General features: G+C 76.2%; 17 protein-coding genes. 7 read left to right on the forward strand and 10 right to left on the reverse strand.

Annotated features, from left to right (window positions below):
- Nucleotides 1–20 precede the first annotated feature (20 nt).
- On the forward strand, nt 21–407 hold the full coding sequence (locus R3E88_08130) for an MAPEG family protein (protein MEZ4216429.1): 387 nt from the start codon (nt 21–23) through the stop codon (nt 405–407).
- Here R3E88_08130 and R3E88_08135 read toward each other — a convergent pair.
- The 4 genes from R3E88_08135 to R3E88_08150 all read right to left on the reverse strand — a co-directional run bounded on the left by R3E88_08135 (nt 394) and on the right by R3E88_08150 (nt 6,930).
- Complete coding sequence (locus R3E88_08135) at nt 394–1,491, reverse strand: efflux RND transporter periplasmic adaptor subunit (GenBank protein MEZ4216430.1); 1,098 nt, start codon at nt 1,489–1,491, stop codon at nt 394–396. The two genes, R3E88_08130 and R3E88_08135, sit on opposite strands and share 14 nt — an antisense overlap.
- Nucleotides 1,488–4,892, reverse strand: a complete 3,405-nt coding sequence (locus tag R3E88_08140; protein ID MEZ4216431.1) for an efflux RND transporter permease subunit — start codon at nt 4,890–4,892, stop codon at nt 1,488–1,490. Before R3E88_08140 ends, R3E88_08135 begins: the two co-directional genes overlap by 4 nt.
- A 48-nt stretch (nt 4,893–4,940) precedes the next feature.
- Nucleotides 4,941–5,378: an HIT family protein gene (locus tag R3E88_08145; GenBank protein ID MEZ4216432.1), complete on the reverse strand. Its 438-nt coding sequence runs from the start codon at nt 5,376–5,378 to the stop codon at nt 4,941–4,943.
- Between the two features lie 67 nt (nt 5,379–5,445).
- Nucleotides 5,446–6,930, reverse strand: coding sequence for an acetyl-CoA acetyltransferase (locus R3E88_08150; GenBank protein MEZ4216433.1), 1,485 nt, complete (start codon nt 6,928–6,930; stop codon nt 5,446–5,448).
- A 234-nt stretch (nt 6,931–7,164) separates the two neighbouring features.
- Here R3E88_08150 and R3E88_08155 point away from each other — a divergent pair, with 234 nt between their 5' ends.
- Nucleotides 7,165–9,246, forward strand: coding sequence for an EAL domain-containing protein (locus tag R3E88_08155; GenBank protein MEZ4216434.1), 2,082 nt, complete (start codon nt 7,165–7,167; stop codon nt 9,244–9,246).
- 249 nt (nt 9,247–9,495) lie between these two features.
- Nucleotides 9,496–10,560 carry a transglutaminase domain-containing protein gene (locus tag R3E88_08160; GenBank protein MEZ4216435.1) on the forward strand — a complete coding sequence of 355 codons (1,065 nt, stop codon included), beginning with the start codon at nt 9,496–9,498 and terminating at the stop codon, nt 10,558–10,560.
- A gap of 33 nt (nt 10,561–10,593) precedes the next feature.
- Here R3E88_08160 and R3E88_08165 read toward each other — a convergent pair whose 3' ends face one another.
- Genes R3E88_08165 through R3E88_08175 form a run of 3 tightly spaced genes read right to left on the reverse strand, consistent with a single transcriptional unit; the run spans nt 10,594 to nt 13,504 of the window.
- Complete coding sequence (locus R3E88_08165; protein MEZ4216436.1) at nt 10,594–11,439, reverse strand: phytanoyl-CoA dioxygenase family protein; 846 nt, start codon at nt 11,437–11,439, stop codon at nt 10,594–10,596.
- A gap of 35 nt (nt 11,440–11,474) precedes the next feature.
- Nucleotides 11,475–12,638, reverse strand: coding sequence for a heparan-alpha-glucosaminide N-acetyltransferase domain-containing protein (locus R3E88_08170; protein ID MEZ4216437.1), 1,164 nt, complete (start codon nt 12,636–12,638; stop codon nt 11,475–11,477).
- Nucleotides 12,635–13,504: an SDR family oxidoreductase gene (locus R3E88_08175; GenBank protein MEZ4216438.1), complete on the reverse strand. Its 870-nt coding sequence runs from the start codon at nt 13,502–13,504 to the stop codon at nt 12,635–12,637. The genes R3E88_08170 and R3E88_08175 overlap by 4 nt, the downstream gene beginning before the upstream one ends.
- A 165-nt stretch (nt 13,505–13,669) precedes the next feature.
- On the opposite strand from R3E88_08175, the gene R3E88_08180 reads away from it, so the two are divergent.
- Nucleotides 13,670–14,968 (forward strand): thiolase family protein, encoded by a 1,299-nt coding sequence (locus R3E88_08180; protein MEZ4216439.1) that lies wholly within the window; start codon nt 13,670–13,672, stop codon nt 14,966–14,968.
- A 29-nt stretch (nt 14,969–14,997) separates the two neighbouring features.
- On the opposite strand, the gene R3E88_08185 is transcribed toward R3E88_08180, so the two are convergent.
- Nucleotides 14,998–16,518, reverse strand: a complete 1,521-nt coding sequence (locus R3E88_08185) for a sulfatase (protein ID MEZ4216440.1) — start codon at nt 16,516–16,518, stop codon at nt 14,998–15,000.
- A 148-nt stretch (nt 16,519–16,666) separates the two neighbouring features.
- Between R3E88_08185 and R3E88_08190 the strand changes: the two genes are divergently transcribed.
- The 3 genes from R3E88_08190 to R3E88_08200 all read left to right on the forward strand — a co-directional run bounded on the left by R3E88_08190 (nt 16,667) and on the right by R3E88_08200 (nt 21,162).
- Nucleotides 16,667–17,890, forward strand: coding sequence for a hypothetical protein (locus R3E88_08190; protein MEZ4216441.1), 1,224 nt, complete (start codon nt 16,667–16,669; stop codon nt 17,888–17,890).
- 89 nt (nt 17,891–17,979) lie between these two features.
- On the forward strand, nt 17,980–19,752 hold the full coding sequence (locus R3E88_08195; protein MEZ4216442.1) for a histidine kinase N-terminal 7TM domain-containing protein: 1,773 nt from the start codon (nt 17,980–17,982) through the stop codon (nt 19,750–19,752).
- Nucleotides 19,753–19,794: 42 nt separating this feature from the next.
- Entirely contained in the window at nt 19,795–21,162 is a 1,368-nt protein-coding gene (locus tag R3E88_08200) for a phosphotransferase (GenBank protein ID MEZ4216443.1), read from the forward strand.
- Here the strand turns inward: R3E88_08200 and R3E88_08205 are convergent.
- Nucleotides 21,129–21,647, reverse strand: a complete 519-nt coding sequence (locus tag R3E88_08205) for an SET domain-containing protein (GenBank protein MEZ4216444.1) — start codon at nt 21,645–21,647, stop codon at nt 21,129–21,131. The two genes, R3E88_08200 and R3E88_08205, sit on opposite strands and share 34 nt — an antisense overlap.
- Nucleotides 21,644–23,398, reverse strand: a complete 1,755-nt coding sequence (locus tag R3E88_08210) for an amidohydrolase family protein (GenBank protein ID MEZ4216445.1) — start codon at nt 23,396–23,398, stop codon at nt 21,644–21,646. The genes R3E88_08205 and R3E88_08210 overlap by 4 nt, the downstream gene beginning before the upstream one ends.
- Between the last annotated feature and the right edge of the window lie 126 nt (nt 23,399–23,524).

The following is a 23,524-nucleotide window of genomic DNA, read 5'->3' on the forward strand; positions in this document are numbered from 1 at the left end:
GCCGATCGCGAGGAGGAGCGATGACGGTTCCCTTCTGGTGCGTGCTGGTCGGATGCGTGCTGCCCTACCTGCTCGCCGGCACGTCCGGCTACTACAAGACGAAGCAGCTCGGCTCGCTCGACAACCACTACCCGCGCGCGCAGTCGGCGCGACTCACGGGAGCGGGCGCGCGCGTCGTCGCGGCGCAGGAGAACGCGTGGGAGGCGATCGCCGTCTTCGCGCCGGCCGTCGTCGTGAACCATCTCGCGGGTGGCGACGCGGGCACCGCTTCGGCGCTCGCGCTCGGGTGGGTCGGCGCGCGCCTGCTGCACGCCGTGTTCTACGTCTCGGACCTCGACAAGCTCCGCTCGCTCGCCTTCCTCGTCGCGCTCGTGTGCGCGGTCGGGCTCTTCGTCACGGCTGCGTAGGCGCGGGCGCGGGCGCGTCGGCGTCGGCCGCGGGCCGCGTCCACACGCGCTCGCCCGCGCGCAGCCCGCTCAGCACCTCGACGCGATCCGGCGGCTCGTCGGGGCCCACCGTGACGAGGCGCCGCTCGGCGGCGTCGTCGCCGGCCGCGACGTCGACGAAGCGCAGCTGGCCGATCGCGTGCACGGCGTCGCGCGGGACGAGCACGCGGCGCGCCGTGCCGCTCGGGACGGCGACGCGCGCGAACATGCCGGCGAGCACGCGTTCGTCGCGCGCGCGGAAGCCGACCTTCACGAGCAGCGTGCGCGCGCCCGGGTCGGCGAAGGGGACGATCTCCTCGATCGCGCCGCGCGCCGCGAGCGGGAGCGCGGGGATCTCGACGTCGAGCTCCTGGCCGAGGCGCAGCGAGACGGCGAGCGACTCGCGCACCGGCACCTCGACGCGCAGGCTCGACGGGTCGTAGATGCGCAAGAGCGGCGCGCCCGGCGTCGCGGTGTCGCCGCGCTCGGCGAGGCGGTCGACGACGCGCCCGCCGACCGGCGCGCGCAGCGACGAGAAGGAGAGGGCGGTGCGCGCCTGGTCGAGCGCCGCCTCGCGCCCACTCACGTCGGCGCGCGCCGCGTGGAGCTCGGCGCTCGCGCGGTCGAGCTGGCTGCGCGACGCGACGCCGCCGCCGAAGAGCGCCTCGATGCGCGCGTGCTCGCGCTCGGCGAGCTCGCGCCGCGCGCGCGCGGCACGCAGCGCCTCGTCGGCCTCGTCGACGCGCGCGCGCAGGTCGCGCGCGTCGAGCACGACGACGACGTCGCCCTCCGCCACGGTCGAGCCCGCGGCGACGCGCACGTCCTCGATCCGCGCGAGCACGCGCGACGAGACGATCGTGTGGCGCGCGGAGGCGATGGCGCCCGACGCCCACTCGACCTCGGGTCCGACCCGCTCCTCGGCCGCGACGGCGACGGCGCCCTCGGGCGGCGCGACGCGCGGCAGGTCGCGCGTCGCGGGCGCGACGGCCTCGCCGCACGCGGCGAGCAGGGCGGCTGTGGGAATCGCGGCGGCGAGCGCGCGCCGCCGGCGCGGGAGGCGGATCATGGCGAGTCCTCCGCTCCGGCGACGGGCAGGCCGTGGCCGGGAACGTCGCGATAGACGCGGTAGTAGGCGACGGGGACGACGAGCAGCGTGAACGCGGTCGAGACGAGCAGGCCGAAGAGCAGCGCCCACGCGAGGCCCGAGAAGATCGGATCGAGCGTGATCGGAACGGCCGCGAGCATCGCGGTTCCCGCCGTCAGCAGGATGGGCCGCGTGCGCACGGCGCCCGCGCGCACGGTCGCCTCCTCGAGCGAGAGGCCCTCGCGCAGCCCGACGTGCAGGAACTCGATCAACAGCACGGCGTTGCGCACCGCGATCCCCGCGAGCGCGATCATCCCGATCATCGCCGTCGCCGTGAAGAACGTCGGGCTCGCGTGGCCGCCGACGTCGTGCGGCGCGAAGAGCTGCAGCAGCCAGAAGCCCGGCATGATGCCGATCAGCGTGAGCGGGATCGAGATCATGAGCACGAGCGGCATCGCATAGCTCTGCGTCTGGTAGACGACGAGGAAGTAGATGCCGACGAGCGCGACGCCGAACGCGATGCCGAGGTCGCGGAACACGTCGCGCGTGATCTCGAGCTCGCCCTCGCTCATCCACGCGATCCGCGTGCCGGCGGGCAGGCGCCAGGGGAGGCCCCCGCCGTTCGCGAAGTAGGTGCGGCCGGCGAGCGCGCGCGGCGCGCGCGCGTCCGACGCGGCCTCGCCGCGCGCGCCCGCGTCCGCGAGGTCGGCCTCGACGTCGGCGGCGACCTCGGCCGGCGCGCGCCCGACCGGCTCCGCGTACACGAACGCGACGCGCCGCAGGTCCTTGTGGTAGATGGCGCGGTCGGCGGGCGCGCGCTCGAACGCGCCGAGCTCGCCGATGCGCACGACGGGCACGGCGCCGTCGCGCACACCGCCGCCCTCGCGCGTCTTCACGATGCCGGGCCGCCCCTTCACGGGCAGCGCGAGCAGCGCGGCCTCGCTCGACCGCTCGCTCCGCGCGACGCGCAGCTCGATCGGCAGCGGGTTCGCCTCGTCGGCGACGTGCAGCGTCGTCGCCGTCTCGCCCGCGAGCGCGAGCCGCACGGTCGCTGCGATCTCGGCGACCGAGACGCCCGAGCGCGCGGCCTTCTCGGGGTCGGGCGCGAACACGAGCCGCGTCGCGTCCGCCTCGACGGTCGAGTCGACGTCGTGCACGCCGGGCTCGGCGCGCAGGCGCTCCTCGACCGCGAGCGCGGCCTCGCGGATGCGCTCGTAGGGCGTGTCGGCGTCGCCCGCGACCTCGACGGTGAGCGTCGCGAGCACGGGCGGCCCGGGCGGCAGCTCGACCACCGCGATGCGCACGCCCTCCTCGCCGGCCACGCGCTCGAGCTCGCCGCGCAGGCGCAGCGCGACTTCGTGCGAGCGCAGCGCGCGCTCGCCCTTCGGCAGCAGCGTGAGCCGGATCTCCGCGACGTTCGGGCCCTGGCGAAGGAAGTAGTGGCGGACCATGCCGTTGAAGTCCATCGGCGACGCGAGCCCGCTGTAGATCTGGAAGTCGACGACCTCGCTCGCGCCGCGCAGCACCTCGGCGAGGCGGCGCGCGACGGCGTCGCTGCGCTCGAGCGTCGTGCCCTCGGGCGCGTCGACGAGCACCTGCAGCTCGTTCTTGTTGTCGAAGGGCAGCATCTTGAGGGGGACGGCGCGCACGCCCACGAGCAGCGCGGCGCCCGCGAACAGCGCGGCCACCGTCGCGAACAGCGCGCGCGCGCGCGCGGGCCGCTCGAGGAAGGCGCCGAGCCCGCGCCGGTAGAGCGCGTAGAGGCGCGTCGCCTCGACGCGCTCGCCCTCGGCGTCGTCGCCCGCGGCCTCGGCGCGGCCCCGCAGCGCGTGATAGGCGAGCCACGGCGTGATGGTGAACGCGACGACCATCGACATCGCCATCGAGACCGGGACGTTGAGCGCCATCGGCCGCATGTAGGGGCCCATCATCCCGGTGATGAACACCATGGGCAGGAACGAGACGATCACCGCGAGCGTCGCGATCACGATCGGCGGGCGCACCTCGTTCACGGCCGTGCGCACGGCGTCGAGCGGGCGCTGCGCGCGCATGCGCAGGTGGCGGTAGACGTTCTCGACGTCGACGATCGGGTCGTCGACCACGAGGCCGAGCGCGAGGATCAGCGCGAAGAGCGTGACGCGGTTGATCGTGTAGCCGGCGACCCAGTTGACGAGCAGCGTGAGCGCGAACGTGACCGGCACCGTGACCGCGACGACGAGCCCCTCGCGCCACCCGAGGCTCACGGCGATCGCCGCGATCAGCGTGACGAGGGCGATCGCGAGCGACTCGAGCAGCTCGTTCACCTTGTCGTTCGCCGTGTGTCCCGTGTTGCGCGTGACGTCGACGTGCACGCCCGCCGGGAGCAGCTCGGGGGCGACGGCGTCGATGCGCGCGACGACGGCGTCGGCGATCGCGACCGCATTGGTGCCGGCCTGCTTCGCGACCGAGACGGCGACGGACGGGAAGAAGAGGCCGTGGCGCGCGAGGTCGGCGCGCCCGGCCGCGGCCCCGAAGCCCATCCATCCGTAGCTCGTGCGTTCGGCCGGCCCGTCGCGCACGCGCGCGACGTCGCGCAGGAACACGGGGACGCCGTCGACGACGCCGACGACGAGCTCGCGGAGCGCGGCCGCGTCGGGCGCGAACGCGCCGGCGTCGACGAGCAGGTGCGCGTCGCCGCGCTCGAAGGAGCCCGCCGGCACGCGCACGTTCGAGACCCCGAGCGCCCATGCGACCTCGAGCGCCGAGGTCTGGCGCGCGGCGAGCGCGTCGGGGAGCAGGTCCACGCGGATCGCGCGCGGCCGCCCGCCGACGATGTCGACGCGGTTCGTGCCGGGCACGCCCTGCAGTGCGACCTCGAGCTCCTCGGCGATGCGGCGCAGGCCGTGGTCGTCGACCGCGCGCTCGTCCTCGCTCCACAGCGTCGCGACGACGATCGGCACGTCGTCGATCTCGACCGGCTTCACGACCCACTGCGCGACGCTCGCCGGGATGCGATCCGTGTTCGAGTAGAGCTTGTTGTAGATCTTGACGAGGCTGTCCTCGCGGTCCTCGCCGACGCGGAAGCGCACCGTCACCGTCGCGCTGCCGGGCCGCGACGCCGAGTACGTGTGCTCGACGCCGTCGATCTGCGTGAGCAGCTTCTCGACGCGCGTCGAGATCGTGCGCTCGACCTCCTCGGCCGAGAGGCCGGGCGCCGCGACGTGCACGTCGGCCATCGGCACGACGATCTGCGGCTCCTCCTCGCGCGGCGTGAGCGCGAGCGCGAGCAGGCCGGCGGCGAGCGAGGCCGCGATCAGCGCGGGCGAGAGGCTCCCGCGCAGGAAGACGTCGATGATTCGCGAGAAGAGGCCGGGGCGGTCGGTCGGCGGGAGCGGCGTCGCCATGGCCTCATGGTTCCACGCGCGCGCGCGCCGCGCCCGCGGTGGCCGCGCTCAGCGCGCGCGCGCGAAGTGCGCGCGCAGGTGGTCGACGAGCGCGGCGCGCTGCGCGTCGTCGAGCGCGAGCGCGTGCGTGACGTCCGGAGGCCCCGGCCAGCGCTCGTCCGCGAAGCGCCCGCCCGCGAATTCGCGCTCGCCCGCATAGCGCGGGAGCACGTGGAAGTGGACGTCGGGGTCGACCATCATCAGCGCGAGGTAGTTGACCTTGTCGTGGGCGAAGGCCGACGCGAGCGCGCGCTCGATGCGGTCGCACGCCACGCCGAGCTCGGTCGACGCCGCGGCCGGGAGCGCGCCGAGGCGCGTCGCCTCGCCCTTGTGGACCAGGACGAGGCTCCCGAGCGTCGGCTGTGCCGGGCGCGCGAGCACGAGCCAGTGCTCGAGCTCGGCGACGAGCGTTCCCGGGTATCCGAACTTCTCGGCGGTCGCGTTCACGGCGTCTCCCCTTCGTGGTGCGCCGAGCCGGCGCATCCGCGTCCGTTCCGGCTGCCGCGGGCGCGCCTCACGCGGGCTCGAAGCACCGCTCGCGCACGCGCACGGCGAGGCCGCCGAGCTCGTCGCGCTCGGCGCGCGCGAGCAGTGCGGCGTCGTCGCAGGCGGCGAGCGCGCGCCGGCCGCCGTCCGCATCGCAGAGCGCCACGACGCGCGCCGGCGCGCCGCCCTCGTAGAGCACGGTGTAGCCGTGCACGCGCGCCGGGCCGGCGAAGGCGTCGTCGACCGCGACCGTCGGCAGTGCGCGCGCGACCGCGTCGGTCGCGTCGGCCGCCGCGAACGGCCGCTCGCCCGGCGCGGTCGACCACAGCGACAGGCCCTGCTTCGTGAGCATGCCGCTCACGGCGGTGACGAGGCCGCGGCTGCCGGGGTCGGCGCGCAGCACGTGCGCCATGCGCGCGATCGCCTGCAGCACGAAGTTGTTGAGCGGGCCGCCGCCGAAGGCCATCCCGCCCGTCACGGTGAGCGGGCGGTCGAGCGCGATGCCGAGCTCGCGCGCCTGCATGCGCACGGCCGACGGGAAGCAGCTGTAGAGCTCGAGGTGCTCGGCGTCGCGCGCCGCGACGCCCGCGATCTCCGCGAGGCGCTCGCCCGCGATCGCGACGCCGTGGCAGCGCTCCGGCTCGGCGCGTTCGGCGAGCGGCACCATGTGGTTCGACTCGGCGACCGCGAGCGGGAACACGCATCGCTCGCGCGGGACACCGTGTCGCTCGGCGGCGGCGAGCGAGCAGAGGACGAGCCCGGCCGCCTGGTCGACGTTCCACTGCGACGTGTGGAGCTTCGTGTACGGGAAGGCGAGCATCGGGTTCGCGTCGGACGCGCGCTCGATCGCCTCGGCCGCGACCGGCTCGCGCCGCCACGCGAACGGGTTGCGCGCCGCGACGGCCGAGAACGCGGCGTACAGGCGCGCGAGCTCGGCGCGATGCGCCGCGACGTCCTGCCCGAGCGCGCGCCGCAGCGCGTTCTCCATCACTGCGTACTGCTTCACCGGCATCGCGATGTCGAGCGCGAGCTCGAGCGGGTGGAGGATGTCGGCGTGCGGGCGCAGCACGCGGTCGGCCTCGCCCTCGCACGGCGTGTCGTCGACCGCGACGCCCTCGATCTGCGCGCGCAGCGCGCGGAACTTCGCCTCGGCGCCGACGACGAGCACGACCTCGGCCTCGCCGCTCGCGATGCGCTCCGCGGCCTCGGCCACGAGCGTCGTCTGCAGCACGCCGATCTCGGCGACGATCGTCGTCGCCTTCGGGCAGCCGAAGCGCAGGGCGAGCGCGCGGCACGGATCGCCGTAGCGCCAGAAGCCGCGCGGGGCGGCGATCGCGCCGGCCTCGCGCAGCAGGCCGGGGGCGCCGGCGTCGGCGGCGGCGGCCTCGAGCGCCGCCTGCATCAGGTCGAGCGCCTCGCGCGCGCGGCGCGGGTCGCGCTCTCGCGACACGATCTCGCCGACGCCGACGAGGACGGGCGTGCGCTTCGGGTCGCTCGGGGGCGGGGTCGACACGGTTCCTCCGGCGGCGCAGCGCGCCTCGACCGCGCGCCGGGGCGCCGGGGCGCGCGGGACGGTTCGTATACCACGGAGACGGCGCGCGGCGGGCGCGTCCCGCGCGGCGGCGCCCGCGCGCGACGGCCGTCCGCGCGCGTCGCGCGGCGCCCGGCTTTCCCCGGCACCTCCGGCTTCCGCTCCGGCTCCCGAATTGGGGTTTAGCCCGAGCGCGCCGGGCCCGATAGCCGCCGCGTGCACCCCGCCGCGGCATTCGACGACCCGTCCGCACCGCTGCGCGTCTCGCTCCACGGGGCCGGGCCGCGCGCGCTGCGCGTGCGGGCGGCGCTCGAGCGCCACGGCCTCGAGGTCGCGGCGGGCGGCGACGCCGCCGGGAAGTCGCGCGCACACGTCGTCGTCGCCGAGATCGCGGGCGACGAGGAGGCCTGCGCGGCCGCCGAGCTCGTCGCCGCCGCGCACCCCGGCGCGCCCACGCTGCTCGTTCCCACCGAGGACGCCGAGCCCGTCGCGGGCGGGCGCGGCTACGACGTCGTCGCGCCGCTCGTCGACGTCGTGGCGCTCTTCCTCCTGGCCGCGTGCCGGCCCGCCGCGCGCGCCGCCGCGGCATCGGGCTTCGCGGACGGCGATGCCAGCCTCGCGCTCGCCGAGCTCGAGGAGGCGACCGGCCTCGCGTACTTCGAGATCGACGCCGGGACGCGCGCGCTCCGCTGGTCGAGCGCGCTCGCCTCGATCGTGGCCGTCGACGCGCCGCGCGATGCGGTCGGCCTCGACGACTTCCTCGCGCTCGTCGTTCCGGACGACCGCGTCGGGCTCGAGCGCGCGCTCGAGCGCGCGCTCGCCGAGGGTGCGAGCGTCGCGGCCTGCTTCCGCGTGGCGGCGGCGGGCGGTGCGACGGTCGAGCTGCGCGCGCGCGGCTCCGCCCTCGGCGCCGCGGGCGCGCGCCGCGTCGTGTGCGTGCTCGAGGACGTGTCGACCCTCGCCGGCGCGCTGCGCGACGCCGAGGCGCGCGCGACGCGCGACGCGCTCACCGGGCTCGGCAACCGAAGCTTCTTCCGCGAGCGCGCCGAGCTCGCGCTGCGCATCGCGCGCGCGAAGGGCCGGCGCATGGCGGTCGTCTTCCTCGACGTCGACCGCTTCAAGCGCGTCAACGACAGCCTCGGGCACGGCGCGGGCGACGTGCTGCTCCGCACGCTCGCCGAGCGGCTGCACGCGCGCGTGCGGAGCTCCGACATCGTGCTCCGCGACCCCGAGGACACGGTCGTCTCGCGCCTCGGCGGCGACGAGTTCACGATCCTGCTGACCGACGTGCACGACGGCGAGGCCACCGAGCGCGTGGTCGGGCGCGTGCTGCGCGCGGTCGCCGCGCCCGTGTCGCTCGGCGACCAGTCGCTCTCGGTCACGATGAGCGCGGGCGTCGCGGTCTTCCCGGACGACGGCGAGGACATCGACGCGCTGCTGCAGCGCGCCGACACGGCGCTCTACCAGGCGAAGGCGAAGGGCGGGAACGCCTACCAGTTCTTCTCGCCGCGCATGGAGGCGCAGGTCCGACGGCGCCTCGCGCTCGAGAACCGGCTCCACCGCGCGCTCGAGCAGCGGCAGATCGGCGTCTGCTACCAGCCGCGCGTCGCGTATCCGAGCGGCCGCGCGGTGGCGGCCGAAGCGCTCCTGCGCTGGGACGACGAAGAGCTCGGCGCGGTGCCGCCCGCCGAGCTCGTGCACGTCGCCGAGGAGTCGGGCCAGATCGTCGCGCTCGGGCGCTACGTGCTCGAGCGCGCGTGTCGCGAGGCGCATCGCTGGCAGGCGGAGGGCCGGTCGATCGAGCGCGTCGCCGTGAACGTCTCGCCCGTCCAGTTCGCGCGCGACGACATCTGCGAAGCCGTGTTCACGACGCTCAAGGAGACGGGGCTCTCGCCGGACGCGCTCGAGCTCGAGATCACGGAGACCGCGCTCCTGCGCGACGAGGTCGGCGTCTCGCTCGCGCTCGAGGAGCTCCGCTCGACGGGCGTGCGGATCGCGCTCGACGACTTCGGCACGGGCTACTCGGCGCTCACGCTCCTCACGCGCGTGCCGCTCGACATGCTGAAGCTCGACCGCGGCTTCCTGCGCAACGCCGACCCCAACACGCCCGAGGCGCGACTCGTCACGACGATGGTCGAGATGGCGCACGCGCTGCGGCTCACGCCGGTGGCGGAGGGCGTCGAGTCGCTCGCGCAGGCCCAGATGCTCGCGGCGACCGGGTGTCGCGAGATGCAGGGCTACGCGTTCTCGCCGCCGGTCACGGCCTCGCTCCTCCGCTCCCACTACGCCTGCGACTAACGTCGCGCGCGGCGAACCCCGCTGCGGCATGCGCGCTCGGCCGTCCGCGCGCGGGCCGCGCGCGCCCGGACGCGTGCGCGGCCGGCGTGTAGACTGCGCCGCCGGGCGCGGGATCCCGGCCATCGGCGCCGGGCGCGAGGCGCTCGGCTACCGGCGCCGGGCGCGAGGTGCTCGGCGCGAGGCGCAGGAGGCGAGGCGATGCGGCGAGGCGAGGGCGCGGACGAGCGGCGGGCATCGCGCCGATCCCCAGTGCGGAGAGCGCGCGCCGTCGGCCTCGCGGTCGCGCTCGCGTGCGCCGCGCTCGCGGGCCCCGGCGCGCGGGCCGACGCGCCGGCCACGCCGTCCGCGCCCGCGGCATCGGACGCCGCGCCCGCGGCGCCCGACGCCGCGCCCGCCCGCCGCATCGCGTTCAGCGCGGAGATCACGATCCGCGGCGTGCCGGAGGGCGCGGGCCCGGTCGACGTCTGGGTGCCGATTCCCGTGAACGACGAGCGCCAGGGGGTCGAGTCGTACTCGGTGCGCTCGGGCATGCCGGGGCGCGTCGTGCGCGACGCGCGCGGCAACCGCTTCTGGCACGGGCGCGCCGGCGCCGCGCCCGAGCTCCCCATGGAGATCACGCTCGAGGCGGTCGTCGCGCGCCGCGCCGTCGGCGCGCCGCCCGCGCGCGCGCTCAGCGGACGACGAACGGGCGGCGCGCGCGCGGCTCGCCTCGCCGTCCGACGGCATCCCCTCCGATGCCGCCGCGCTCGCGCCGTCGTCGCCGCGCTTCACGAGCGCGCGGGCAGCGAGCGGCCGCTCGCGCTCGCGCGCGCGGCGCGCGACTGGGTCGCCGAGCACGTCGCCGCCGGCGACGGCGCGGCGGACGCGTGCGCGGGCGACGCGCTCGCGGCACTGGCCGGGCGGCGCAGCGGCCCGGGCGACGCCGCCGCGCTCGAGGCGGCGCTCGTGCGCGCGGCCGGCGTGCCCGCTCGCATCGCGGTCGGGCTCGCGGTGCCGACGGGCGTCGCGAAGGGCGAGGCGAGCGAGCGGCGCACGTGGGTCGAGGTGCTCGCGCCCGAGGCGGGCTGGGTTCCGCTCGACGCGCTCGCGGCCGGCGCCGACGCGCTCGCCGGCGCGGCGCCCGGGGCCGCGTTCGACCGCCTGCACGTGACGACGGGCTGCGGCCTCGTGCTCGGCGACGGCCAGCGCGACGCGCGCCCGCTCCCGTCGGTCGCGACGACCTACGTCGAGGTCGACGGCCGGCGCGTCGACGGCGGCGTCGAGACGCACTTCCCGTTCGCGGACCTCGCGACCGCGCAGCTCCTCGGCCCGTAGCGGCGCGCGCTGCGGCGCCGGCGTGCAGGTCGCCTACCGAGTCAGCGCGTCGAGCCCCTGTCGCGCGGGGCGATCGCCGGCGTAGGCCGTCTCGGCGACGCGCGCGTCGCCGAGCACCGCGCCCGGGCTGCGGCCGTCGACGTGGCCCATGATGCCCTTGTACAGGTTCATGCCGAGCAGCTCGAGCAGCCGCTCGGGCATGCGCGCGAGCGCGTCGCGCGGCACGCCCAGGTAGTGGTTCTGCTGCGTGCGCATCCATCCGTGGCAGTACTGGACGTTGACGCCGAGGCGCCAGTCGTCGGCCGTCGTGTTCGCGCCGCCGCCGTGCCAGAGCGCGGCGTCGAAGATCATCACCGTGCCCGCCTCCATCTCGGCGGGAAGCGTGTCGTAGGCGGTGCCGAAGTCGGGCATCGCGCTCGCGCGGTGCGTTCCCGGCACGTAGCGCGTCGCGCCGTTCGCATCCGTGAAGTCGGTGAGTGCCCACATCGCGACGCACATGAGCGGCGGGTGCGGACGCGGGACGGTGGCGCACACGTCGTCGGGGTGGAGCGGCTGCGGGCGCTCGCCCGGGCCGATGTCGATCGCGGTCATGCCCGAGAGCAGGCAGCCCGGGTCGAGCACGCGCTCGACCACCGGCAGCACGTGGTCGTGGATGGGCATGCGCGCGAAGACGTCGGCCTTGGCGAGCAGGTTGTAGTTGCGCCGCGTCGCGTAGCCCTCGGCCGGGTTGCCCTTCGGCGCCGTGCCGAGCGCGCGCGCGACCGACCGGATCGTGTCGCGCAGCTCCGCGACGAGCGCGGGCTCGATCGCGCCCTCCACGAACGTGAAGCCCTGGTCGGCGATCTCGCCGACGTGCCGCTCGAGGCGTCGCTCGTCCATCGCTCGCTCTCCTCGCGATCGCGCGGGCCGCGATCCTACACGTACTGTGCGAAGCCGCGCGGATGCGCGCGCTTGTAGCGCCGCCATGCCGTGCACAGCGGGTAGAGCGCGACCAGCGCGGCGGCCGTCGCCGCGTAGGCGCTGCCGAGCCCGCGCTGCCCGACGTTCCCCGTCAGTGCGACGGCGACGACCATCAGCCCGACGAAGTGCAGCATGTAGAAGAAGAGCGCCGTCTCGCCGTAGACGCGCAGCGGGTTGCGCGGCGACGCGAAGGCCGCGCCCGCGCGCAGCCGCGCCTCGAGCGCGAGGAAGCCGCCGAGCGCCACCGCCATGAGTCCGAGCTCGAGCGCCGCGTAGGCGAGCGCCGGTGGGTACTTGCTCACGTGGAGCCACTGCGCGAGCGAGCCGTCGTCGCGGTGGAGGCCCATGTTGCCGTAGCCGTCGAGGCCGCGGACGAGCGCGAAGAGCGCGAGCGCGGCGACGCCCGCCGCGGCGCAGCGCGGCGCGAAGCGTCGGGCGACGCCGCGCGCGTCGCGCGCCGCACCGGCGGCGAGCAGTGCGCGCCCGAAGCCCCAGCCGAGCATCATCATCGCGAGCCAGCCCGCGAGCGGATAGACGACGACGAGCGGCGGCGCGGCCGCGGGCGCGACGAGCAGGCGCGCGAGCGGCGCGGCGACGCTGCCGGGAGGCGCGACCGCCGTCGTGATCCACTCGCCGACCGCGAACCACGCCAGCCCGGCCGCGACGAGCGCGCGCGCGTCGAGGCGCCGCAGCGGCACCATGCACCACAGGCTCACGCCGATCGCGTAGAGCACCTGCAGCATCGCGCTCGTCCCGCCGGCGAGCAGCGAGAGCACGCCCTCGCAGCCGAGCACGACGGCGCCGCGCACGAGCAGGTGTCGGTCGAGCTCGCGCTCGCTCATCGCCTCGCCTCGCCGCTTCTCGAGCGAGAGCGCGAGCGACGTCCCGGACAGGAACAGGAAGGTCGGTGCGCACAGGTGCGTCACCCAGCGCGTCGCGAACTGGAGCGGCGGCAGCGCGCTTCCCGGCACCCAGCCGGCGCCCGTGAACGGGTCGATCGGATAGGCGGAGTCGAGCGCGACGCGCCCGCCGTTGAACGCGATCGACGCGTGGTCGAGCGTCATCAGCACCATCACGAGACCGCGCATCCAGTCGATGGCGAGCAGGCGTCGGTTCACGCGTCGCTCCGCGCGGGCGGCCATCCCGGCAGCAGGCCGCGGCGCTTGCAGAGCGGCTGCGCGTGCACGGGCGCGCCGCCCGCGAGCGCGTCGGCCTCCGGGCTGGTGCACAGCCACGCGCACACGGCCGCCGGCACCTCGACGGGCGCGTGCGGGAACTCGCGCAGCATGCGCGCGTCGGCGCCCATCGACGCGAGGAACGACTCGCTCGTCACGATGCCCGGCTCGAGGTTGAAGGCGCGGATGCCGCGGTCGGCGAGCTCGGCGTGGAGCACGCCGGCCATGCGGTGGAGCGCGGCCTTCGTCGCGCCGTGCGCGAAGCTCCAGCCGCCGCGGTCGACGGGGTAGGGCGGGTCGATCATCCCCGCGTGCGACGTGAGGTTCACGATCGTGCCGCCGCCGCGCGCGAGCATGGACGGCAGGACGAGCCGCGCGAGGTAGGCCTGCGCGACGACGTTGCCCGCGAACACGCGCTCCATGTCCGCGAAGTCGCCGTCGAGGAAGCGATCGGTGAGCCCCGCTCCCTGGTAGATCGCGTTGTTGACGAGCACGTCGACGCGCCCGAAGCGTTCGAGCGCGCGCGCGACGGCGGCGTCCATCGAGGCGCGGTCGAGCAGGTCGAGCGGGACGGCGAGGGCCTCGACGCCGCGGCGCCGCACGGCCGCGACCGTCTCGGTGAGGCTCCCCGGCAGCGGCGCACCGCTCGCGTCGCGCACCTGGTGCGCGCGCGTCTCGCCCGGCGCGACGCTGCGCGCCGCGGCGACGACGTCGAAGCCCGCGTCGGCGAGCGCGAGTGCGATGGCCTTGCCGATGCCGCGGCTCGCGCCGGTGACGAGGGCGGTGGGTCGCGCGCTCGGGTCGTGCATGGCGGCGCATCTTCCCCGCTCGGCGCCTCGCGCGCACGCACTTTCGCCGCCGCGCCGGCCGCTCGCGCCCGGGCCGCACCGCCCCCCCGTCGCGGATCGCGCGCCGGGGGCCTAGGCTCGCGCGCCCGCCGCGCGGCGCGCGCGGACGGGACGGAGGAGAAGGACGTGGAGCTTCGCAACGTGGTGCTGGTGGACGGGGCGCGGTCGGCGTTCGCGCGCGGGGCGCGCGGGAAGCTCGTCGCGACGCGGCTCGACGACGCGGGCGCGACGGTGCTGCGCGCGCTGCTCGACCGCAATCCGAAGGTGCCGGACGCGGCGATCGAGGACGTCGGCATCGGCAACGTCCAGGGCCGCGGCACCGAGTTCTCCTACCTCGGCACCGTGCAGCGCCTCGCCGGGCTCCCGCTCGAGGCGTGCGCCTTCCACTCGAACCGCCAGTGCGGCTCGAGCATGGAGACGCTCCACCGCATCGCGCTCGGCATCATGGTCGGCGACATCGAGTGCGGCGTCGCGATGGGCATCGAGCGCATGGGCCGCGCGCTCCCGTCCGCGGGCGGCGAGAGCCGGGTGCTCGCGCCGAACCCGCGGCTCGACGCGCTCACCGACGCGCAGCGCGCCATGGCGCCCGACCACGACGACTACTTCTCCGTTCCCTTCCCGCAGTACGTCCTCGACTCGCCGTGGCTCCAGAGCATGGTGCAGACGGCGCAGAACGTGGCCGAGGTGTACGGGCTCTCGCGCGACGAGCTCGACCGCTTCTCGGCCGAGAGCCACGCGAAGTGCGACGCGGCCTACGCGAAGGGCGCGTACGCGGACGAGATCGTGCCGCTCGAGGTCGAGGACCCGGTGTTCGACGAGAAGGGCCACTGGGTCGAGGCGGAGACCGGCCCGACGGTCGTGTTCGACCGCGACGAGTGCGTGCGCGCGGGCACCACCGCCGACAAGCTCGCGAAGCTCGAGCCGATCCGCGGCACCAGGAGCTTCGGCGGCCGCGAGCTCGTGATCACGCCCGGCAACGCGTGCCCGACGAACGACGGCATCTCGGCGGCGCTCCTCATGTCCGAGCGCCGCGCGATCGAGCTCGGCGTCGAGCCGCTCGCGCGCATCCGCGCGATGGCGGTCGGCGGCGTGAAGCCGCAGCTCATGGGGCTCGGCCCGGTCGTCTCGTCGAAGAAGGCGCTCCGCAAGGCGGGCCTCGAGGCGGCGCAGATCGACCGCGTCGAGTTCAACGAGGCGTTCGCCGCGCAGGTGCTGCCGTCGCTGCGCGAGCTCGGCATCGACGAGGCCCGCGTGAACGTGAACGGCGGCTCGATCGCGATCGGCCATCCGCTCGGCGCGACCGGCGCGCGCCTCGTCGTCACCGTCGCCAAGGAGCTGCGGCGCAGCGGCGGGCGCTACGGCCTCGCGACGCAGTGCATCGGCGCCGGCATGGGCATCACGACGATCGTCGAGCGGATGGACTGAGCGCAGGCGCGCGCGATCGCCTCGCCCGCCTAACGTTCTGCGTCCGCGGCGCCCCCGTCGCGGGCCGAGCGCGCGGCGCTCTCGTCGCCGAGGTAGCCGAGGGCGCGCAGGCGCTCGAGCGTCTCGGGGCTCATCGAGGCGGGCGCCACGTCGACCTCGTCGCGCAGGTAGGCGGCGATCTCGTCGACGAGCGCCGCGTCGACGCCCGGCTCCCAGCGTCCGCCCGCGCCGCCGTCGGCGCGCCCGCCGCCGCCGGCGCCCGGCTCGCCGCCCGTCGCGGGCGCGCGCGCGCCGTCGACGTGGAGCGCGCCGCGATCGCCCGCGTCGAAGGCGGCCGCCGCGCGCGCGGCGCTGCGCGCGCCGAAGCCGCTCGCGCGCACCCACGAGCGCAGCCGGTAGGCGCTCGTCTCGCCCACGCCGTCGCAGAAGAGCGTGCGCTCGGGCAGCGGCGCGCCGCTGCGCAGCGCGTCGACGAGCGCGAGGCCGCGCCGCTCGGCGCCCGCGGAGGCGCTCGCCGACGGCGCGACGCCCGCGAGCGCGAGCAGCGTCGGCGCGACGTCGACGTGTCCGACGAGCTCGCCGCGCCGCTGCGGCGCGATGCCGGGCGCGACCACGACGAGCGGCACGCGCGCGAGCTCGGGCGTCGTCGCCTGTCCGTGCTGGAACCAGAAGTGCCCCTCGCCGAGGCTCTCGCCGTGGTCGGCCGTCGCGACGATCGCCGCCTCGCCGCGCGCGCGCACGGCGCGCGCGAGCTCGCCGAACGCGGCGTCGGCGAAGCCGATCTCGGCCGCGTAGCGGCGCACGTACTGCGCGGCGGTGCGCTCGTCGCCGACGACCTGATAGGCGGGGATCGCGTCGCGCGGGTTGTCGCGCCCCGACGCGGGGAGCGCGCGCGCCGCCGCGCCGCCCTCGACGGGCGGGACGCGCTCGAGCCACTCGCGCGGCGGCGTGTACGGCCCGTGCGGATCCTGCAGGTGCACCCACAGGAACACGTCGGCGTCGTCCTGCGCGGCGAGCCACGCGAGCGCGGCGGCGACCGTGTCGGGGGCGAGCCGCTCGAAGAGGAGGCGCGTGCCCTCGGTCTCGGGCAGGCGCTCGTCGTAGTGCGCGAAGCCGCGGTCGAGCCCCGAGCGGCGCTGCAGCACGGCGTTGCTGACGAACGCGCCCGTGCGCCAGCCCGCGGCGGCGAGCCGCTCGGCCACGGTCGTCGCGCCTTCGAGGCGCGTGTCGCCGTTGCGCGCGCCCGCGCTGTGGCGCCGCGCGGGAAGGCCCGTCATGAGGGTCGCGTGCGAGGGGATCGTGGACGGCGCCGCCGCGATCGCGCGCTCGAACACGGCGCCCTCGCGCGCGAGCGCGTCGAGCGCGGGCGTCGGCGCGAGCGCGCCGCCGTAGGCGCCGACGAAGTCCGCGCGAAGCGTGTCGAAGGTGACGAGCAGCAGCGTGCGCGGAGCGCGCTCGCGCCCGCACGCCGCGCACGCGAGGGCGACCCCGAGCGCGGCGCACAGGAGCCGCGCAGGGGCGCGACGCGACGGGCGCGGGGAGGCGGGCATGGCGGCCGAGCATACGCACGGTGCCGCGCCGCGGCGAGCGCGCTCGCGTATGATCGCCGCCCACTTCGGCGCGCGGCGCGAGGCGCGCGCCCGTTCCCCCGGATCGCCCGCGCATGACGCCCACGCCGCCCGACGAAGACGCCCGCGCATGACGCCCACGCCCCCGGACGAGGACACTCCCGAAGGCGCCGGCCGCGACCGCCGCGAGGCCGTCGCCGCTCGCGGCGGCCGGGCGCGCGCGCTGCGCCGCCTCGCGTTCGCCCTCGTGCCCGCGCTCGCGCTGCTCGCGCTCGCCGAGGGGGTCGCACGCGTGGCGCTCGTCGCGTCGCCCGCGCTGCGGAGCCTTCCTCTGCCACCGGAGTCGGCGGGCCTGCTGCGTCCCGACGACGAGCTCTTCTGGTCGCTCGCGCCCGGCCTCGACCAGCCGTACATGGGCGCGCGCGTCGCGACGAACGCGCTCGGCTTGCGGAGCCCCCCGCTGCCGCCCGGGCCCAAGCCCGAGGGCGAGCTGCGCATCCTGTCGCTCGGCGAGAGCACGACGTTCGGCACCGGCGTCGAGAACGACGCCACCTACACCGCGCGGCTCGAGCGCGAGCTCGCGCCCGTCGGTCGCGCGCGCCGCGTCGTGGCGATCGACGCCGGCGTGCCCGCCTACTCGTCGTTCCAGAGCCTGCGGTACCTCGAGACGCGCGGCCTCGCGCTCGCCCCCGACGTCGTCGTCTTCTACCACGAGGTGAACGACTACCTGCCGTCGTCGCTGCGCGACTCGAGCAACAACGAGGTCGGCGTGCTGCAGACGGACTGGCAGCGGTGGGAGGCCGAGCGCAGCGGCGGAGTGTTCGCGCTGGCACGCGCGTCCGCGCTGCTGCGCTTCCTGCGCATGCGCCTCGCGCTGCTGCGCGTCGAGACGTTCGACGCCGGCGACTTCGCGAACCCGCTCGAGGAGATCGGGCTCCCCGACATCGGGATTCCGCCGCGCCTGCAGCGCGTCGACGGCGCGAGGCCCGCGCGCGCGGGGCTCGACGAGCGCGCGCTCGGCCGGCGCGTCTCGGAGGACGAGCGCGCGCGCATCCTCGAGCGGCTGCTCGCGCGCGTGCGCGAGCGCGGTGCGACGCTCGCGCTCGTCCACCCCGCGTACCGCGACTCGACACCGCACGCGTGCCCGCTGACGCGCTTCGCGGCCGCGCACGCGGGCGAGCTCGTCTACACCGAGGCCGGCCTCGCGCTGCATCCGCAGGGCGTGCGGCGCGGCGCACTCTTCCGCGACTCGTGGCACCCGACGGCCGAGGGCCACGCGCGGCTCGCGCGGCTGCTCGCCGCCGACCTCGCGCGCGCCTTGCCGGGCGAGCTCCGCGCGACGTCCGAGCCGTAGCGGCGGCGCCCGGGCGCCCCGGCGCGAATCGCCGCCGCGGTCGCCGCGCGCCTCACGGGCGCCGGGGCGGCGGCCGATGAGCCCCGCCGATGGATCCGATGCTCCTCCAGCTCGGCATCGCGGGGCCGCTCGTGCTCGCGCTGATCGTCGAGACCGCGATGCGCCGCGAATCCGGCGCCGTGCCGCGCACGCTGCTCTCGCTGCTCGTGCTGATCTTCGGCTGGATGGTGGGGGGCGTCCTCGCGACGCGCCCCGGCATCGACCCCCGGATCCCCGCCGCACTCGTGCTCCCCGGCACGTGCTTCATGTCGCCGCTCTTCTGCCTGCTCATGCTCCGCTACGCGCGCTTCGAGATCTTCGAGCAGCGCGTCGGCATGGGCGGCGCGCTGCTCGCGCCGTTCGCGCTCTTCTTCCTCGGCTTCGTGACGAACGACGCGCACCACTGGATGGCCGACCCGGGACAGCTCGTGGTGCAGAACGACCTCTCGCACGACATCGGCCCGCTCTACTGGGCCTTCCAGGTCTGGTCGAACCTCACCGCGATCGCGGGCCTCGCGATCGCCCTGCGGCTGTGGGCGACGTCGCCGAGCCGGCTCGAGCGGCGGCGCATGCTGCTCATCTGCGCGGGCGTGCTCGCGCCGCTCTTCGCGCACTTCGCCTACGTCTCGGGCGTGCTCCCGCCCGACGCCTCGATGACGCCGTCCGCGCTCGCGCTCACCTGCGTGCTGCTCGTGACGGCGATCCAGCGCTACCGCCTGCTCGACGTGCAGCCGGTCGCGCGCCGCGACGTGATCGAGGCGTCGACCGACGGCGTCGTGATGGCCGACGTCGACGGCATCGTCGTCGACGCGAACCCGAGCGCGGCGCGCATGCTCGAGGCGCCGATCGACGCGCTCGTCGGCACGCGGCTCGCCGGCGCGTTCGCCGCGCTCGAGCCGACGCGGCCCGAGGGCGCCGTCGCCGCCGCGCTCGACGGGCTCGCCCGGGGCGAGGCGTCGTTCGCCGTCGAGCTCGAGACGGGCGACGGGCGCACGCTCGAGCTCGCGGGCGGCGCGGCGGCCGATGCGTCGGGCGCCTTCGCCGGCAGCTTCGTCGTGCTGCGCGACCGCAGCCAGGAGCGGCGCGCCGCGCGCCGCCTGCACCAGAGCCAGAAGCTCGAGAGCGTCGGCATCCTGGCGGCCGGCGTCGCGCACGAGGTCAACAACCCGCTCGCGTACGTGCGCGCCAACCTCGTCCACCTCGAGTACCTGGCCTCGCTCATCGACGATCACCGCGACGAGCTGCCGAAGGAGCTCGCCGAGGAGGTGGGCGACGTGCAGGACGTCGTCGTCGAGAGCCTCGCGGGCATCGATCGCATCCACGGCATCGTGCAGGGGCTCCTCCGCTTCGCGCGCATGCCGGCGTCGCGCGACGAGCACTGCGACGTGAACGCGGCCGTGGCCGAGGCGTCGCGCTTCGCGTCGCTCGAGCGGAGCGCGACGGTGCACTTCGAGACGCGCCTCGCCGACGGGCTGCCGCGCGTCGCGGCGTCGGCGAACCAGCTGACGCAGGTGCTGCTCAACCTGTTCCTGAACGCGAAGCACGCGCTCAAGGGGCGCGATGGCGGCCGGGTCGTCGCGGCGACGCGCGCCGTGGGCGACTTCGTCGAGATCCGCATCGCCGACAACGGGCCCGGTGTCCCCGAGGAGCTGCGCGGCAAGATCTTCGACCCGTTCTTCACGACGCGCGCGCCGAACGAGGGCACGGGCCTCGGCCTCTCGATCGCCTTCGACATCGTGCGCGAGCACGGCGGCGAGCTCGAGCTCGAGCGGAGCGCCGAGCCCGGCGCGCACTTCGCGGTGCGGCTGCCCGCCGTCCGCTGACGGGCGCGCCGGCGCGGGCGGCAGTGGTAGGCTGCCGCGCCCATGGCGAGCTCGGACCCCGATCTTCCCGACGGACTCCTCGAGTGGGTGGCGCGCACCGGCGGCGGCGACGTCGCGCGGCTCGAGCGGCACGTCGCGCGGCGCGAGGCCTGGGTCGTCGACGTCGCGCGTCCCGACGGCACGACGCTCGAGGGGTTCCTGCGCCTGCAGCGCGAGGCGGGCGTCGACCCGCGTCGCCTCGAGCGCGAGACGCGCATCGTCGAGGCCCTCGGCGCGCGCGGCATCCCGGTGCCCGCCGTGCACGGCTGGAACGCCGCGCTGCGGGCGACGCTCTTCGAGCGCGACCGCGGCCGCTCGGACATCGACAAGCTCGAGGATCGCGCGCGCCAGCGCGCGGTGATGGAGGACTTCGTCCGCGTCGTCGCGCGCGTGCACGCGCTCGACCCGGACGAGCTCGGCCTCGACGACGTGATGGCGTACCGCCCGAAGACGCCGCGCGAGTGCGCGCTCGCCGAGGTCGACGCCGTCGTCGCGCAGTGGCGGCCCTTCCTCGAGCGCAACGCGGACCCGCTCACGACCTACGGCCTGCAGTGGCTCGAGCGCTTCGCGCCCGACGCAGTGGCGCGCGTGTCGCTCGTGCAGGGCGACACGGGGCCGGTGAACTTCCTGTTCCAGGACGACCGCGTGAGCGCGGTGGTCGACTGGGAGCTCGGGCACTACGGCGACCCGCTCGAGGACCTCGGCAACATCGCCGTGCGCGAGTTCTGGAACCCGAGCGGCGGCCTCGACGGCCTCTTCGCGCTCTACGCGCGCGAGTCGGGCATCCCGTACGACCGCTTCCGCGCGCGCTACTACGCCGTGCACCAGAACGTGCGGGGCATGATCCCGATCCACTGGGTCTGCGCGAACGCGCACCCGCGCGAGTCGCTCGCCTGGTACCTCGCGTACCGCTACGTGGGCGACCGCGCGACGGCCGAGATGCTCGCGCTCGCGATGGAGGTCGAGGTCGAGCGCCCGGAGATGCCGGAGGGCGAGGGCGACGGCGGGCGCGACGTGCTCGCGGACGCGGCGCTCTACGCGCAGGAGCGCGACGTGGCGCCCCGGCTCGCCGACCCGTTCGCCGCCTCGCGCGCGCGCGACGTCGCGACGCTCGTCGCCTGCATGGACCGCCGCCGCCGCCACGCGGCCGCGCTCGACGCGGCGCTGTGCGAGGACGTCGCCGCGCTGCTCGGCGGGCGCTTCGACGCGGGGGCGGGCGCGCTGCGCGCGCTCGACGCGGCGGTGCGCGCGGGCGGCCTCGACGACGCCGCGCTCCTGCGCGTGCTCGCGCGCAAGGCGTGGCGCGACGAGTGGCTCCACGCGCCGGCCGTCGCGCTCTACCCGGAGCGACGCTGGTCGGCGTTCGACTGAGCCACCGCGGCGGGCGCGGCTCCGCCCTCGAGCAGGCGCACGAGCGTCGCGCTCGAGCGCCGCAGGCTCTCGCGCCACGGGAAGCCCTCGATCGCGCGTCCGGTCGCGGCGTCGACGAAGGGCTCGCGCTCGCCGGGGGCGAGCAGGTGGCGGTAGTCGAGCGTGAGCTCGTCGCCCGCCGCCAGGTCGCGCGTCGCGAACACGAAGCCGAGGTGCCACAGGCCGGTCGGCTCGAAGCTGTGGTTCATGTAGCACTCGTCCGGCCAGTCGAGCGTCACCGAATAACGTCCCTCGTACCAGCGCACGGCCGCGGCCTGCGCGCGCTCGCCGGCCGGGTGCGCGACGAGCTCCTCGAGCGAGAAGGTCTGCTCGATGCCGTCGGGCACGACGACGACGGCGCCCGCCGCGACCGGCTCGGCGACGAAGAGTCCGAGGCCGGCGCCCGGCACGCGCGACGGCGCGACCTCGTACTTCGCCGCGATCACGCGGCGCGCTCGCCGCGCACGAGCCCGCCCGGCCGCGCGCCCGTCGGCTCGCCGCCCTCGAACGTCACCTCGCCCGCGACGATCGTGTAGTCGTAGCCATGGCCGCGCTGGAGCACGCGCGCGGCTCCCGTCGGCAGGTCGGGCGTGATCTCGGGAAGGTCGAGCTCGATGCGGTCGAGGTCGATCAGGTTCAGGTCCGCGCGGCGGCCGACGGCGACGACGCCGCGGTCGCGCAGGCCGTAGAGGTCGGCCGGCTCCTTGCTCAGCATGCGGACGGCCTGCGGCAGCGGGATGCGCGGGCCGCGCGTGCGGTCGCGCACCCAGTGGGCGAGCACGAACGTCGGCATGCTCGCGTCGCAGATCATGCTGCAGTGCGCGCCGCCGTCGGCGAGGCCGGCGACCGTGAGGTCGCTCGCGAGCATCTCGCCGATCGCGTCGAGGCTCCCGTGCGCGTAGCCGCTGAAGTAGACGTGCAGCATGCGCGTGCGGCCGCCCGTCGACGCCTCCGCGAGGTCGCACATCACGTCGAACAGCTTGGCGACGGGGTCGACGCCCTCGCGCTCGGCGCGCGCGGCGATCGACTGCGAGGGCTCGGGCTCGAAGACGACGCCCGCGTCCATCGCGAACGCGCTGCGCAGGCTGTGGCGCATGATGCCCATGCCCGCGTTGTCGCGCCGCGCCTCCTCGTCGGACAGCAGGCGCGCGCGCCGCGCGGGGTCGCGCAGCCGCTTCACGCGCTCGGCGAGCGGCAGCGCCGCCACCTCCTGGTACGACGGGCGCTCGGCGAACGGGTTGAACGTGTCGAACGACGCGAGCAGTCCGGCCGGCCGCGCGAGCACCTGCGGCACGAGCTTCGCGCCCGACGCGTTCGCGGCCGCGACGCGCTTCAGCACCTCGCGCCAGAGCTCGGGGTTCGGGTGCACCTGCACGGTCGAGAACGTGACGGTCGCGCCGGTGGCGCGACTGATCTCGCGGTAGAGCTCGACCTCGCGCACCGGGCCGTCCGGGTCGTCGCCCATCGAGCCGGCCGGCACCGACTGCACGATGCGCCCGCCCCCGTCGACGACCGCGCGCGCGAGCGCGAGCAGCTCGTCGCGGTCGGCGAACGTGCCGGGCACCGGGTCGCCGTGGATCGACGTGTGCAGCGGGAGGCGGTTCGTCGAGAACGCGAGCGCGCCGGCGCGGATGCCCTCGCGCACGAGCGCGGCCATCTTCTCGAGCTCGTCGGCGGTGGCGCGCTCCTGCGCCGCGCCGCGCTCGCCCATCGCGTAGACGCGCAGCGCGCCGTGCGGGATCTGCGTCGCGACGTCGATCGTGCGCGGCATGCGCTCGAGCGCGTCGAGGTACTCGGGGAACGTCTCCCACGCCCACTGGATGCCGTCGTGGAGCGCCGTGCCCGGGATGTCCTCGACGCCTTCCATCAGCTCGACGAGCCACGCGCGCTCGCTCGCGCGCGCGGGCGCGAAGCCGACGCCGCAGTTGCCCATCACGACCGTCGTCACGCCGTGCCACGACGACGGCGCGAGCACCGGGTCCCACGTCACCTGGCCGTCGTAGTGCGTGTGCGGGTCGACGAAGCCGGGCGTGAGCAGGCGCCCCTGCGCGTCGATCGCGCGCCCCGCGCCCGTGCCGAGCGCGCCGGCCGGCGCGATCTCGGCGATGCGCCCGCCTTCCACGCGCACGTCGGCCATGCGCTCGGGCGCCCCCGTGCCGTCGACGAGCGTCGCGTTGAGGATGCGCAGATCGGCCATCGGGGAACCTCGTGCGCGCGGCGTGCGCGCGCCGAGCCTACCCGATGCGCCGCGCGCGACGGAAGCGCGCGCGGTGCTTGACGCGCTCGCGACGGGCCGTGAGGATCGCGCGCCCGCGCGCGCGGC

The sequence above is a fragment of the Myxococcota bacterium genome, assembly GCA_041389495.1.
Taxonomy (GTDB): domain Bacteria; phylum Myxococcota_A; class UBA9160; order UBA9160; family UBA4427; genus JAWKRT01.